The 14,833-nt window shown below is 24.1% G+C and carries 13 protein-coding genes and 1 riboswitch; of the genes, 10 read left to right on the top strand and 3 right to left on the bottom strand.

The features are described from left to right. From MBBAR_RS10305 to MBBAR_RS07320, 6 genes are all read left to right on the top strand, one after another. Positions 1-2,366, top strand: a 2,366-nt coding sequence (locus MBBAR_RS10305; RefSeq protein ID WP_158082553.1) for a beta strand repeat-containing protein, incomplete at its 5' end; no start/stop codon positions are given. A 745-nt stretch (positions 2,367-3,111) separates the two neighbouring features. Next, positions 3,112-4,683 carry a phosphoglycerate dehydrogenase gene (gene serA / locus MBBAR_RS07300; protein ID WP_080460646.1) on the top strand — a complete coding sequence of 524 codons (1,572 nt, stop codon included), beginning with the start codon at positions 3,112-3,114 and terminating at the stop codon, positions 4,681-4,683. A gap of 595 nt (positions 4,684-5,278) precedes the next feature. Further along, on the top strand, positions 5,279-5,650 hold the full coding sequence (locus tag MBBAR_RS07305) for a PRC-barrel domain-containing protein (protein WP_080460647.1): 372 nt from the start codon (positions 5,279-5,281) through the stop codon (positions 5,648-5,650). Between the two features lie 672 nt (positions 5,651-6,322). Further along, positions 6,323-7,087: an aspartate dehydrogenase gene (locus MBBAR_RS07310; RefSeq protein ID WP_080460648.1), complete on the top strand. Its 765-nt coding sequence runs from the start codon at positions 6,323-6,325 to the stop codon at positions 7,085-7,087. A gap of 227 nt (positions 7,088-7,314) precedes the next feature. Continuing rightward, positions 7,315-8,049, top strand: a complete 735-nt coding sequence (locus MBBAR_RS07315) for a tRNA(His) guanylyltransferase Thg1 family protein (protein ID WP_080460649.1) — start codon at positions 7,315-7,317, stop codon at positions 8,047-8,049. 37 nt (positions 8,050-8,086) lie between these two features. Next, complete coding sequence (locus MBBAR_RS07320; protein ID WP_080460650.1) at positions 8,087-8,515, top strand: Mov34/MPN/PAD-1 family protein; 429 nt, start codon at positions 8,087-8,089, stop codon at positions 8,513-8,515. Positions 8,516-8,678: 163 nt separating this feature from the next. On the opposite strand, the gene MBBAR_RS10310 is transcribed toward MBBAR_RS07320, so the two are convergent. From MBBAR_RS10310 to MBBAR_RS07330, 3 genes are all read right to left on the bottom strand, one after another. Beyond that, positions 8,679-8,855 (bottom strand): hypothetical protein, encoded by a 177-nt coding sequence (locus MBBAR_RS10310; protein WP_158082554.1) that lies wholly within the window; start codon positions 8,853-8,855, stop codon positions 8,679-8,681. 271 nt (positions 8,856-9,126) lie between these two features. Next, the gene (locus MBBAR_RS07325) at positions 9,127-9,426 is read right to left on the bottom strand and encodes a DUF4389 domain-containing protein (protein ID WP_158082555.1); all 300 of its coding nucleotides are present in this window, start codon (positions 9,424-9,426) and stop codon (positions 9,127-9,129) included. 94 nt (positions 9,427-9,520) lie between these two features. Next, on the bottom strand, positions 9,521-10,570 hold the full coding sequence (locus MBBAR_RS07330) for a transposase (protein WP_158082556.1): 1,050 nt from the start codon (positions 10,568-10,570) through the stop codon (positions 9,521-9,523). A 621-nt stretch (positions 10,571-11,191) separates the two neighbouring features. Continuing rightward, positions 11,192-11,268: riboswitch (Fluoride riboswitch) on the bottom strand. A gap of 326 nt (positions 11,269-11,594) precedes the next feature. On the opposite strand from MBBAR_RS07330, the gene MBBAR_RS10315 reads away from it, so the two are divergent. From MBBAR_RS10315 to MBBAR_RS07345, 4 genes are all read left to right on the top strand, one after another. Continuing rightward, entirely contained in the window at positions 11,595-11,744 is a 150-nt protein-coding gene (locus MBBAR_RS10315) for a hypothetical protein (protein WP_155930698.1), read from the top strand. Between the two features lie 197 nt (positions 11,745-11,941). Next, positions 11,942-12,118 carry a rubredoxin gene (gene rd, locus MBBAR_RS07335; RefSeq protein ID WP_080460653.1) on the top strand — a complete coding sequence of 59 codons (177 nt, stop codon included), beginning with the start codon at positions 11,942-11,944 and terminating at the stop codon, positions 12,116-12,118. 432 nt (positions 12,119-12,550) lie between these two features. After that, positions 12,551-13,276 carry a tRNA-binding protein gene (locus tag MBBAR_RS07340; RefSeq protein ID WP_080460654.1) on the top strand — a complete coding sequence of 242 codons (726 nt, stop codon included), beginning with the start codon at positions 12,551-12,553 and terminating at the stop codon, positions 13,274-13,276. A gap of 75 nt (positions 13,277-13,351) precedes the next feature. Next, complete coding sequence (locus MBBAR_RS07345; protein ID WP_394334524.1) at positions 13,352-14,626, top strand: tRNA(Ile)(2)-agmatinylcytidine synthase; 1,275 nt, start codon at positions 13,352-13,354, stop codon at positions 14,624-14,626. Positions 14,627-14,833: the final 207 nt, after the last annotated feature.

The raw sequence follows: 14,833 nt of genomic DNA on the forward strand, positions 1-14,833 counted from the left end.
TTATTCGTGGTAATACTATTTTTGCTACTAATGCTGGTTTGAATTTCGCTGGTTTAAGTGTTGGTTCATTGGTTAATGTTACTGTTGAGTATAATCGTATATTGGCAAGTTTTGGTGTTAATATTACTGGTCATAATGATAATAGTAGTTTTGATCGTAATTGGTGGGGTGTTAATGATATTACTGGTATGATTTTGGGTGTTGATACTCTTAATCATTTTATTTTGAATATTACTAATACTTCTAGTTTGGATGGTGTTCATTTTTGTGATAATGTTAGTTTTATGTTGTTAGTTTTGAATACTACGCTTAGTAATGATGGTGTTGAATTTTTACCTGATTTTGTTGTTAATGGAACTTTCAATGGTGCTGATTTTAATAGTAGTCGTGTTGATGGTTTTGTTTATAATGCAACAGCTACAGCTGGTGTTCAAACTTTAGCTGCTACTTTAGATAATGTAGATGATAATGTAGCTTTTAATGCCCAATTAACTACTAATTCTAGTATAATTGTTAGTAATGATCCAGTGAGTATTGGCAATAATGTTACTATTTCTGGTCAGTTAGCTAATTATACTGGTATAACTGGTGTTAATGTTACTGTTGATGGTAATCTTTATACAGATGTTTCTGTTAATGGTACTGGTGGTTGGAATTTTAATTATACAACTAATCGTACTGGAACTATAACTGTTAGTGTTACTTATGCTGGTAATGATAATTATACTGGTTTTACTAATAGTACTAGTTTTGAAGTGTTGAGGAATAGTACTAATTCTAGTATTATTGTAGCTAGTGTTCAAATTGGTACTAATGTTATTATTTCTGGTGAGCTTGAGGGTTATGTTGGTAATGGATCTGATTCTTTGACTGTTAGTGTTGATGGTAATGTTTATGATAATATTATTATTAATTCTACTGGTGGTTGGAGTCTTAATTACACAACTAATCGTACTGGAAATATAACTGTTACTGTTAGCTATGTTGGTAATGATAATTATACTAGTTTTACTAATAGTACTAGTTTTGAAGTTGTTAAGAATAGTACTAATTCTAGTATTATTGTAGCTAGTGTTCAAATTGGTACTAATGCTATTATTTCTGGTGAGCTTGTTGGTTATGTTGGTAATGGTTCTGATTTTTTGACTGTTAGTGTTGATGGTAATGTTTATGATGATGTTATTATTAATTCTACTGGTGGTTGGAGTCTTAATTACACAACTAATCGCACAGGAAACATAACTGTTACTGTTAGCTATGTTGGTAATGATAATTATACTGGTTTTACTAATGCAAGTAGTTTTACTGTGATTTTGAATGATACTAATTCTAGTATTGTTGTTAATCCAGATTCAGTGAGTATTGGTGATAATGTTACTATTTTTGGTGAGCTTGTTGGTTATGTTGGTAATGGTTCTGATTTTTTGACTTTTAGTGTTGATGGTAATGTTTATGATGATGTTATTATTAATTCTACTGGTGGTTGGAGTCTTAATTATACAACTAATCGTACAGGTACTATTGATGTTATTGTTACTTATGTTGGTAATGAGAATTATACTGCTTTTACTAATATTACAAGTTTCAATGTTACTAAGTTATCTAGTAGATCTACTATTGATATTCTCGAGACTGTTAAGTTTAATCAAACAGTTTTAATTTCTGGTCTTTTAACTGATCAGAACAACAATACAATAAAAAATGCTAATTTAGAACTCATTATTGAAAATGAATCATATAACATAGTTACTGATTCTGATGGTAATTGGAATTTAAATTATACTCCAAAAAAGCCAGGAATACTTGATTTATCATTGATTTATCAAGGTGATAACCATTACGAAGGTTTTATTGAAAATAAGACTTTCAATGTTAGTAAATTAGCTACTAATTCCACTATAAAACTTCCTAGTATTATTAAAGTAGGTGAAACTATAACAATTAATGGTAATGCCTATGATGAAAACGGTAATCCATTAGCTAATATTACTATTACTGTTATACTTGATGGTCGTGTTTATAATTTAAGAACTGATTCTAGTGGTTTTTGGAGTTTAAAATATAAACCAACTCATAATGGTAAAATCAATATTAAATTAACTTTTAATGGAAATGAAATATATTTAGGTTTCATTAACGATTCTAGTTTTAATGTAAAAAACAGCAACACTAATAACACTAACAACACTAATAATACTAACAACACTAATAACAATACTAATAATACTAATAATACTAAACATACTAATACTAGTACTGGTGATTTAGTTTATGCTTCTATGAAAAAAACAGGAATTCCAATAATAGCTGTTGTTTTATTATTGGTAGGTATTTTTACTGTTACTTTTGCAAGAAAACGAAGTTAAAAACACATTTAAAATTATATTTTATTTGGGGAGAATTGATTATTTTTCTCTTTTTATTTTTTTCTATTTTTTATATTTATATTTTTTATAATATTAATAATAATACTAATGATAATATTAATACTATCATTAAAACGATTGATAACATTAATAATGCTAATAATGTTAATACTATCTCTAATATTATTAATACTATTAATACTACTAATATTATTTAATAATACTATTTAATAATACTGATATTATTAATAATACTAATAATTTTGCAATTCTGATAATACTAAAATTTTGATAGTTTTGTAATTAGATTTTTATAATACTTTGAACATAGTAAAAATATTAGATAAAGTTAATATTTTATATCTATTATAAATGTTATATTTATTATGAATTTTTATATTGTTATATTATTATAATTTATATTATTATAATTTAAAATAGTAATATTTAAAATAGTATTTAAAATAGTATTATTTAAGATATTAATATTTAAAATATCAAATTTAAAATATTAAACTTAAAATATTAAACTTAAAATTTTATATTTATAATATTAATTTTAGTATATAAGTTTATATTATTATTAAGTTTAGTATATAATTCTATATTATTATTAAGTTTATAATATAAGTTTAGAATATTAAATTTAGAATATTAATGGTATATTAATTAATTGATTATATATAATAATAGTTTATTGTTATTACATCCAATTCTTAGCTAAAATATTATATAGGTGAATTTAATGAAGGTAATAGTTGCAGATTCAATAAATCAAAAAGGTATTGATAATTTAAAAGAAGTAGCGGAAGTTGTGGTTGACACTGATATAACTCCAGAGGAATTGCTTAGTACTATATCTGAATATGAAGCAATAATTGTAAGAAGTAGAACTAAAGTAACTCGTGAAGTAATTGAAAAAGCAGACAAGCTTAAAATAATAGCTAGAGCTGGTGTAGGTGTAGATAATGTGGATATAGAAGCAGCTACTGAAAAAGGAATAATGGTAGTAAATGCACCAGAATCAACTTCAATTACTGTTGCTGAGCATACTATGGGTATGATGCTTACAGCTGCAAGAAAAATAGCTATTGCTGATAAATCTGTTAAGGAAGATAAATGGGAAAAAAGCAGATTTATGGGTGTTGAGCTAAGAAATAAAACTCTTGGTGTTGTAGGAATGGGAAGAATTGGTTCTCAAGTTGTAAATCGATGTAAAGCTTTTGAAATGGATGTAATTGTATATGACCCATATTTACCTAAAGAAGTAGCTAAACAGATGGGTATTGATCTTGCTGATCTTGAAACAGTATTAAAAGTTTCAGATTTTATAACCATTCATGTTCCATTAACTCCTGAAACAAAACACTTAATATCTAAAAAAGAATTAGAAATAATGAAAGATGATGCATTTGTTGTCAATTGTGCAAGAGGAGGTATTATTGATGAAGATGCATTGTATGATGCTTTAAGTAATGATAAGATTGGTGGTGCTGCTCTTGATGTTTATGAAGAAGAACCTCCAAAAGGAAGTAAACTTTTAAGTTTAGACAATCTTGTAGCTACTCCTCATATTGCTGCTTCAACTAAGGAAGCTCAAAGAGATGCAGCTATTATAGTGGCTAATGAAGTGATTGAAGTTTTAAAAGGTGGAACTCCAAAGAATGTTTTAAATATGCCTGTAGTTGATTCAAAGACTTATGAAGAGATAAAACCTTATGTTAATTTATGTAAAAAATTAGGTAGTTTTGCTTCTCAATCTATTAATGGTCAGATAAAGGAAATCGAAGTTGTTTATTGTGGAGAACTTAGTGAAACTCCTCATCAGGATATATTAACTAGAACTGTTCTTCAGGGTGTTCTAAATCATGTTTTAATCGACCCAGTTAATATGATCAATGCTCCAACAATTGCACAAGAAAGAGGAATAAGTATAACTGAAGGAAAAACTTGTGATTCTAAAGGATATGATTCATCAGTTAGAGTTAAGGCAATTACTGATGATGATGAATTTTCAGTAGAAGGAACTGATTTATATGATCCAGCAATTATAAAAATTAATGATTATTGGGTTGATGTAAAACCAGAAGGACACATGTTTATATCTAAATATAATGATATTCCTGGAGCTATTGGTACTATTGGAACAAAATTAGGTGAAAGAAATATAAATATTGGTACTATGCAGGTTGGTAGGGATATAGCTGGTGGAAATGCTATAATGATTTTGACAGTTGATCAAAAAATCCCTGATGATGTTATGGAAGAAGTAAGAAATCTTGAAAATGTTTTTGATGCTGTTGGATTAGAGCTTTAATTAAGAATATTTTTATATTCTTATTTTTATTTTATTTTAATTATTTTTATTTCATTTTTAGATAGCTATTTCTTATTTATTATTATTTTGTTTCAACTATTTTTTATTATTTTTATTTCATTTTTAGATAGCTATTTCTTATTTATTTTTATTTTATTTCAACTATTTTTTATTATTTTTATTTTCATCTTTAGATAGCTATTTTTTATTATTTTTATTCTATTTTTCTAAATATTAGAAAAAATTATTCATATTTTAATCATTATTTTTAAATCTTTTTTTATTATTTATATTTGAAATATTTCATTATTTTTAATAGATTTCCTTGTTATTACCAAAACTATTTATATTATCAAAAATAAGATAATATATATTCTTAATTATATTTTATTAGTAAATAAATGACGATAAAATAAAACGATAAACAAACTATAAAATTGTTTATAATTCTTCAATAAAAAATAAAAATAATTTAATAAAAAAATAATTTGATAAAAATTATATATTTTTATAATATAATTATTTTTGATATATACTATTACAAATAACATTTAATAATAATTATAATTTGAATTAATAGGGGTATGGTGAAAAAATGGTAGAAGTTTCAAATCTTTATGATTTAGATATATATACTATTACAGGTCAGTATGTTGGGCGTGTTGTAGATGTAGTTCTCAATATTAGGATGGGAACAATTTCTAAACTTCAAGTAAAGGCTTTAGAGCCTGAAAACAAAAATGTTGGAATTAGAGATATTTTTAGAAATGGATTACAATTTGTTCCAGAAGAAAATGAGATGAGGGCTTTTCAAGAAGGAGTTCTTAACGTAGACTTTGATAAAGTCAGAGCTATTGGAGATATTATGTTAATAGATCCTCAAGATATTCAAAGACAATCTCAAACAGCTCAAACTCAACCACAGGGTCAAGTTCCAGATAAGGAGCCTCAAAACCAAATGCAATAAAAATTTTAACAGTTAATTTCTTAAATTATTATTTGAATTGTTGATTTCATTAGCCTTGTTAGAATGTATTATCTATTAATTTAATAATCATTTTATATTTATTTAATAAGGTTATTTAATATAATAATCATAATTTTATTATTTTTTCATTATTTCCATATTTAAACAACAAATATTAAACACATTTTTATTACTATAACTTTTCTATTAATATAATAATTTCTTTATATTAATGCATGATTTTTTAATAAATATCATGTTTAATATAAAATTATTTTTAATAAGATTGATTTTAATAGAGTTATAAATAATTCTTAGTATAAAATTATAAATATTTCTTAATATAAAATTACAATATGTTAATAGATATTTTTATTAAGTTTTAAAATTTAATGTTTTAAAATTTTAATTAAGTCTTTTAAGTTTTAATCAATCTTTTTAAGTTTAATTAAGTTTTTTAGATTTTATTTAACTTATTTATATTATAATATCTTATTTTATATTATAGTATTCTATTTAATTTATAATTTAACTTATTAAATTGTTTAATTTATTAATTCTTATTTAATTATTATTTAATTATTATTTAATTCTTCGTTTAAATGGGTTTTATGTGTTAGATAGTGTTTAAATAAGTTTATTAAATACTTTTAGTTCTAATAAAGTGGTCTTATGATAGTTGGAATATTAGGTTGTGGGGCAATAGCTAGCATCATTTTAAATAATTTTTTATCTAAAGATAGTGGAATTGATATTAAATATTTTTATGATCATGATATGGAAAAGGCTGAAAATTTAGCTACTATATCTGATGGAATAGCTGTTTTAGATATTGATGATATGATTGATAATGTTGATTTAGTTTTAGAAGCTGCTTCTCCTATTTCTGTTGAAAAATTCGGCCTTAAAGTTTTAAAAAAAGGTAAAAATATTATTATTATGAGTATCGGTGCTCTCATGGATAATAAATTCAGAGATCGCATGATTGAAGCTGCTACTAATAATGATGCTAAAATATTTGCTCCATCAGGAGCTATCGTTGGATTGGATGGTATTAAAGCTGCTTCAATTGGAAAAATCAATAGGGCTACTTTAACTACAAGAAAACCACCTAGATCTCTTGGAAAACTTGTTGATGAAGAAGAAATTCTCTATGAAGGAAAAGCATCAGAAGCTGTTAAAATGTTTCCTGTAAATATTAATGTAGCAGCTGCTCTTAGTATTGCTTGTAATTTAGATGTTGATGTTAAAATTATTGTTGATCCTAAAGTCGATAAAAATGTCCATGAAGTGATTGTTGAAGGAGATTTTGGTCAATTTAAAACTAGAACTGAGAATTTACCTTGTGAAGTTAATCCTAAAACCAGTATGTTAGCTGCTTACTCAGCAATTAAACTATTAAAAAGTTTAAATGAGAATTTTATAATGGGGACATAAGTCTAGGTAACATAAGTATAAATTTTACTACATAAAATAAATATTACTAAAACTAAATACTAATAAAATAAATAATATTAAATTAAATATTAGTAAAATGGATATTAATAAGCTAAATAATAGTTAAATAAATAATATTAAACTAAATATTAGTAAAATTAATATTAATAAGCTAAATACTAAATAAATTACACTTTATTTAAGTTATGAAAGAATTTGTGAATTATATGAAAGAATATGAAATTTATAATAATTTAAAAGTTCCTAAAGGATTCAAATTAATTTTAAGGTTAGATGGAAGAAATTTTCATAGTTTATCTAAGAATTTAGGTTTTAAAAAACCATACGATGAAAATTTCATTAAATCGATGATTAATACATCTCAAGATATTTTTAAAGAGTTTTCTCCATTATTCATATACACTTTTTCTGATGAAATAAATATATTACTATCTGAAATACCTTTTTCTGGAAGAATTGAAAAATTAAACTCTGTTTTTCCCAGTTTGGCTTCTAGTTCTTTGGCACTTAACTTAAATAAATATTTTAAACCAACTCATTCTATTATAATTTCGTTTGATTCAAGGATTATTCCAATAGCTAATAAAGATGATATCGTTAAATACTTTAAATGGAGGCAGGATGAATCTTGGAGAAATTGTATAAATAGTTATGGTTATTGGGTATTAAGAAAAAATTATTCACCTAAAGTAGCTACTCAAAAATTGAAAAATCTTAAATCTTCTGATATTCATCAGCTATTGTTTGAAAAAGGAATCAATTTAAATAATGTCCCTATTCATCAAAAAAGAGGAATAGCTATTTATAAACAAAAAGAAAAGATTTTTGGATTAAATCCAATAAAAAATAGAGAAGAACCATCTTATAGAAATAATTTAATTATAGATAAAAATATTACTATTTTTAATAAAGAATTCTTTAAAAATATTGATATTATATAAGATACAAATAATATATAAAAATTCAATCGGTGCAAATATGGGATTAGGAAACTTGTTTTCAAAGATTTTTGGGAATAATAAATATAAATTCAGTGAGGTTCACATAGATAGTGAAGTAATAGACTCTATAATATGGTATGCAAGGAGTTCTGATCCTGATGAATTTATGGCTATTTTTGATGGTGAGGTTAAAAATGAGATTCTTCACATTACTGGGTTAGTATTTTTACCAACACAAACATCTGGTGAAGGAGCTATTGTAAATACTGGAATGCTTCCAGTTATGACAACTCAGTGGGGTTCAGTTCACAGTCACCCAGGACCTAGTGCATTACCATCAGATACAGATTTATTTACCTTTGCTAAAACAGGATTGTTTCATATGATAATCTGTCAACCATACAATGTTGATGATATTTTAGCTTATAATAGATATGGTGAGTTTACTGATTATAAAATAATATAAAAAATAAAATAAGATAAATAACAAGATAAATAACAAGATAAATAATAAGATAAATAATAAGATAAAATAAATAATAAGATAAAAGAATAAGATAATAAAAAATAACAACAAAAAATATCAATTAAAAAAAGAAAAATAAGATAAAAAATAAAAAACAAGAATTCTAAGTTTTTTTATCATCAAAAATCTTTTTCTGCATTACTAAACCAATAATTCCTGCTATAATTAGTCCTAATATGAATCTAATCATGCCTACTGGTAGGAAGAAATACAGAATTAATATTGCAATTAAAAGTACTATACTAAGTCCAACTAGTTGGATTATCTTTTCTTTTTCCATTTATTAACCTCTAAATTAATTAAAATATTTATAATTCTATTATATTAAGCTTTACTAAATATTTTTATTCAAATAATAATAGCTATTTAAGTAATAATGGTTATTTGAATAACGCCTATTTAATTAATAGCAGCTATTCAAATAATAATATTAATAGTAATATTGATAATAATGTTAATAGTAATATTAATGATATTTATTCAAGTAAGAATAACTATTTAACAATAATAAATATTTGTAAAGAGAATATTACTTAGAAATAAGGGATTATCTATTCTTCTTTTTCAAAAAATATTCTATATGGTTCTGGTAGTATTTTTGGGCGTTCATCTGATAAGTTATGTGCATAAGCTAATACTTTGATTATATACTTCACATATCCTTGAACAAATTTACTTAGATATTTGTTTCTAAATCCAAATATTAATACTATGAACCATTGTATTAAGTGGCATATTCCTGCTAAGATAGTATATACATGTATTATTAATAATATGGGTATTAAATATATTATCCTTATGAAAAGTTCTATCCTGCTTGCTTTTCTTTGATATTTTAAGTATTCTTTCAATATTCTCACCCTTTAAATTATTTATATATTATTATATTTGAAGGGCTTATTTAATATCTTCTAAAAAATATAATCTTCTTAGGGTGCTAGATTTTTAGGTTTCTGAGAGCTTTTGCATGCTCTCTGATTCGTTGTATCCTTGTTTTATGATGAGTCCTGTTAAAAGTACAAGCAGATAACTTGTTTTTGCTATGGATTCTTTTGTATATTTGTGGAATTTGTTATTTTTCAGTCCTTTTTTGGTTAATTTGAAGAAATCTTCGATTTTTCCTCTTATTTTTTTAAATTTCTTCCATTTGGTGATTAGTTTTTTGAATTTAGAAACTAATTCTTTGTAAATGTCTTCTTTTTTGTTTTTAACTTTGAAATATTCTAAAGGATAATTGAATTGGCTTAAAATTTTGTTTATTTTCATGTTTTCTTTTGGAAATATTAATGGAACTATTTTATACTTTAAAATTCCCTCACGATAATTATTAAAACTTATATATCCTTTATCTGCTATTATAATGTCTTTGTTTCTTATTATTCTTCTTTTTCTTAGTTTTTCCATTATTTCAGGGAATAATTCGGAGTCATGCTTAGATCCTTTATGTATTAACATGGTCAATGGTTGTCCAGTGTGATAATCAAGTGCTAAAGTTAATTTAAATCCTATATAAAACCCTTTTGAAGCTGATTTGGCCCAATAAAGCCCTTTTTTCTCGAGAAATTTTTTAGTGTAATTTTGCTTGTTCCAGTTCATATCAACCTGTATATCGGTTCCATCAATTAAAACTGTGCGTTTTCCTCTTTTAATTGGTTTAAATTCCTTATTTAATGTTTTAATCACGAATTCAAGTATTTGCTTTTGATTAAATCTTGCCAAAAATTCATATATTTGATTTGATTTTGGAACTTGATTAAATCCTAAAGACTTTCTCAACTCATGGCTTCTTTTAAGCTCACTAACAACGTATGAAATATCTGATGCGAAAAACATACTCATTAAAACTATTTTAAAATTAACAACACCTTTTTTAACAGGTTTAATTCCATTTCGAGTGAATTCCTGATGAATTTTTCTAGAATCGATAATTTTAAATATATTCAACAGCAATATCCATTTAGGGTCTTTTTCATCATAAATAATTGGTATTTTCATTTTTATCATCAATAAAACTTTGTTAATACCAATATTTATATTTATCGATTTAAAAGACCCTAAAAAATAAAATAAAACTCATAAAAAATGTACTTTTAAAAACAAAAAATAATCCAACATAAAAATAATGAAAATAAGGCTAATGAAGCCCTCAATTCTAGAAAAAAATCTAGCACCCTAAATCTTCTATATCAATCTTCTAAAAATATCATTTAAGTAAATGTTTTAAATTAAAAATAGAGTTTTTAATATAAGAATAAAGAAAGTTTTAAATTTTTATATAATTCTTATAATTTTATTATAATATTAGAATATCTTTATCATAATATTATAGCATTAAAAATTAGAAATATTAAAATTTAAGAATATTAAAAATATTAAAAATTAAAATGAATAATTTTAAGAGAATTAATTCATTGCTGGATTTAATGTTTCATGAAATTGAACTAAATTTCATTTTGAGGTTGAGGTAAAGTTCATCTTTTTTTCATGCATTAATCATATTACAATAAAATTAATTATCAAAATAGTGAAAAGTATAAAAATGATTTTTTATATATTTAAAGATTTTAGATCATGCCTCCTAATTTAACAGATAATGCTGCCTTATCATTCTGTTTTTTATTAGTAGAGGTCATCATCCAGAAAAAATAGTATTCTGGCAGTTTAAATAGGTGAACCTCATCACCTTATTATAATATATGTATATTTTATTATAAATAGTTTTTTATAGTATTTAGTTTTTTATAGTATTAATTTATTACTTATAATTATTTTATTTTTATAATAACAATCGTATATATTAATTTTTCGCTAATAAATATATAACATTATTAATTAGATTATTGGCCTTAATAATCAGATTAATTAGCTCATAATTAGATTGATTCTTTTAATTAGCTTTAATAATTACATTAATTTTTTAAGTTTGTATAATACTTTTGTGCTATTTTTTAATATTTTAATAATATTTATATATTTTTTTATACATAATATATATAATACTAATTGGAGGTATAATAGCATGTTAGAAGATGTTAAAAAGAAAGCTAAAAAAGTGAAAGATGATGTTCAAGACAAAGCTGAAGAAGTAAAAAATAAAACTGAATATGAAGCTAAAAAAACTAAAGCTAAAGCTGAATATGAGAAAAAAGAAGCAGATAGAAAAAGTTAAAGATAATTATTTGTTTTTTGAATTTATATTTAATATTCATACTATAATGAACATATAAATACCAGTTTATTACTAATTTATTAATATTATCTATTAATAACATTTTATAGATACTGGCTGTAAATTTTATTAGATTATATAAATATTGAAATTAATAAACGAAAATATAAAGTTTAATAAATTGGGGAGTTTAAAAAATGAGTGAAGAAAAGAAAGCTAGCTATTTATGTGAAGTTTGTGGGTATGTTTATGACCCTGCTGAAGGTGATCCAGATAATGGAATAGAACCAGGAACTGCATTTGAAGATTTACCTGATGATTGGGTATGCCCTATCTGTTTCGTTGGAAAAGAAGAGTTTACTAAACAAGAATAATTATTTAATAATTTTCTTATAGTATAAATATTGTACTTATTGAGTATGTATTAAATATATACTGTACTTACTAAGTATATATTAAGTATAAATTTATAAATGACTATTTTATTTTATTCTTTATCCTATTTTATTTTTTTCTTTACTTTTCTTCTTTTAATTAATGTTTTTGTTGTTATTTTTTATTGGCTAATTCTTAAATATTATTCATATTTTCTAGATTTTTTTAAAATTATTGTATGTTATAGTTTGAAGATATATTAATAATATCTTCTTAAAAGTAATGTTTAATAATACATTTTAACAAAGTATATTTGACTATTTAAAGATTGAATTAAAAAATTAGTAATACTAATTTGTATTAATTTTAAGTTAATCTAATTAATTTTTATTAATTCTATATAATATAATAATAAAGACAAGATGATGTATATGTGGGATACTACGAAAGATTATAGACTTTTACTTGGACAAAAAACCATTAATATGTTTGTTGGAACTGCTAGAAGTGGTAGCTTCAGAGGAAGGTGGAATAAGAAAATGGCTATAGAAAGTGCTGAAAGCATGGAAAGTGATTTTCAAGTCTTAAACTATTCATATTTAGATCCTGAAGATTTGGCAAATACTCCAGAAATAGCTAATCTAGAAGAAAAAGCTAATTTAGTTTTAAGATACTTAGGTGGAGAAGACTGGGCTCATCAGTTTATGGCTCAAACTCCGAAAGAAGAAAAAGAAAAAGCTGAAGAAGCAATAGCTAAAGCAAGATTTTTCATTGATACTATATTAGGATTAAAGAATAGGATATTGTTTGGAGAAATAAATGATCCTATTGTAGCAATTGATATTAAAGTAGGGGAGTTAATGAGTGTTAGTCACCATCATCAAAATGATGGGCTTATGATTTGTAATGTAAATCTTGGAAAAAGAGCTATTAAAGTAGTTACAAATGATTTAACAGTTAAAGAAGGAAATAATGTAGCTATTGCAATGCTTCCTCCAGAAACCTTTTCTGGAATAGCTAGTGAAGGAATGTTTTTAGGTGCAGGGGAAGGAATTTTAAAAGATGTTCAAGGAGAACTAGGTTCTATGCCTAAAGGAATTCCACTTGAAGCATTAAATGAAAGCAGGAATTTAATAGAAGGATATTTAAGTAAATAGTCTAATATTTATTAAACTTTTATTTTTATAAAAATTATATTATCATAAAGATTATATTGGGAAAACTTATTTTAGGTGATATTTATTTTTTTACACATTGGTATTGATGACACAGACTCTCCAGAAGGTATGTGTACAACTTATTTAGCTTGTCATATCATTAATAGGTTGAGAGATGAGAAAATATTTATTGAAGGGTCTCCTAGATTAATACGTTTAAACCCATTTGCAAGATTTAAAACTCGTGGAAATGGGGGAGTATCTTTTAAGATAAATATTGATGGATTTAGTAAAGAAAAAATATATCTAATAAAAAAAATAGTTCTTGAAGATGTAGAAAAGTTATCTGAAACATCATGTGATAATACAAACCCTGGAATAGTATTTTTTCAAGGTGAAATCACAAAAGAAATGGAAAATTATGCAATGAAAGCTATTTATTCAATAATCTCAATTAAAGAAGCAGAAAAGTTTCTAAATAAGATAAATGCAGAATTTCACAAATTTAAAAAAGGAAGAGGAATCATAGGATCTCTTGCAGCTATATCTTGTCCACTTAAAGATTATACTTATGAACTTTTAGCTTATAGAAAAAAAGAAAATTATGGTAAAAAAAGACAGATAAATAAAGACTCAGTTTATTTAATGGATAAGGAAGTTACTGATACTTTTGAAAATATAGATTTAAAAAATGATTATATAGCTATTGAACCTAGAACTCCATGTCCTATCCTATATGGAATAAGAGGAGAATCATTAAAGGGGTTAAAATTAGCTAAAAGCATAGTAAAAACAGAAGAACCAATTGAAAGTTATTGTATTTTTAAAACAAACCAACACACAGATATGCATCTTCAAAAAATAGCTAAAATCTCAGACATGGAAAAATATGGATGCTATATTATTACTGGATATGTGAAAGAAGATCCTCATGTAATTGAAGGGGGGCATGTTTTCTTTAAGCTTGGGGATGATTCTGGTGAAATAGATGTAGCTGGATATGAACCAACAAAAGAATTTAGAAAAATAATAAAACAGTTGAAAACAGGAGACCAAGTTCAATTATTTGGTGGAATAGGTTGTGGTGGAACTTTTAATATAGAAAAAATTAGAATAATAGAACTTAAAAATAAACAGGTTTTTAAAAATCCTATCTGTGTTTGTGGTAAAAGAATGACTTCAGCAGGGAAAAATAAAGGATTTAAATGTAAAAAATGTGGTAATAAATTACCTAATGGTAAAAAAATTGTCGAAGATGAAAAAAGGGATTTAATTGAAGGTAAATTCTATGAAACTCCTGTATCTGCTCGGAGACATTTAGCTAAACCTCTATGTAGAATGGATTTGTAATAATCTATTCATTTACCAATAAAAAAAATATTAGTATTATTGACTATTATAAATTATCATGAAACTAAAACTATTATAATAAACTATTATTAAACTAAAATTATATAATAAACTATTATTGAAATATTATTAATAAAATAATATTCTGAAAATATTTTATTAAAATATTATTAAAAACTTTTTTTATAAATTATACATTTATAATTA

The organism is Methanobrevibacter arboriphilus JCM 13429 = DSM 1125, assembly GCF_002072215.1.
In the GTDB taxonomy this organism is placed as follows: Archaea; Methanobacteriota; Methanobacteria; order Methanobacteriales; family Methanobacteriaceae; genus Methanobinarius; species Methanobinarius arboriphilicus.

What these genes read in the sequence shown, in the direction of transcription:
- serA (WP_080460646.1), top strand. Translation starts at nt 3,112, where the DNA reads ATGAAGGTAATAGTTGCAGATTCAATAAATCAAAAAGGTATTGATAAT.
- MBBAR_RS07305 (WP_080460647.1), top strand. Translation starts at nt 5,279, where the DNA reads ATGGTAGAAGTTTCAAATCTTTATGATTTAGATATATATACTATTACA.
- MBBAR_RS07310 (WP_080460648.1), top strand. Translation starts at nt 6,323, where the DNA reads ATGATAGTTGGAATATTAGGTTGTGGGGCAATAGCTAGCATCATTTTA.
- MBBAR_RS07315 (WP_080460649.1), top strand. Translation starts at nt 7,315, where the DNA reads ATGAAAGAATATGAAATTTATAATAATTTAAAAGTTCCTAAAGGATTC.
- MBBAR_RS07320 (WP_080460650.1), top strand. Translation starts at nt 8,087, where the DNA reads ATGGGATTAGGAAACTTGTTTTCAAAGATTTTTGGGAATAATAAATAT.
- MBBAR_RS10310 (WP_158082554.1), bottom strand. Translation starts at nt 8,855, where the DNA reads ATGGAAAAAGAAAAGATAATCCAACTAGTTGGACTTAGTATAGTACTT.
- MBBAR_RS07330 (WP_158082556.1), bottom strand. Translation starts at nt 10,570, where the DNA reads ATGAAAATACCAATTATTTATGATGAAAAAGACCCTAAATGGATATTG.
- MBBAR_RS10315 (WP_155930698.1), top strand. Translation starts at nt 11,595, where the DNA reads ATGTTAGAAGATGTTAAAAAGAAAGCTAAAAAAGTGAAAGATGATGTT.
- rd (WP_080460653.1), top strand. Translation starts at nt 11,942, where the DNA reads ATGAGTGAAGAAAAGAAAGCTAGCTATTTATGTGAAGTTTGTGGGTAT.
- MBBAR_RS07340 (WP_080460654.1), top strand. Translation starts at nt 12,551, where the DNA reads ATGTGGGATACTACGAAAGATTATAGACTTTTACTTGGACAAAAAACC.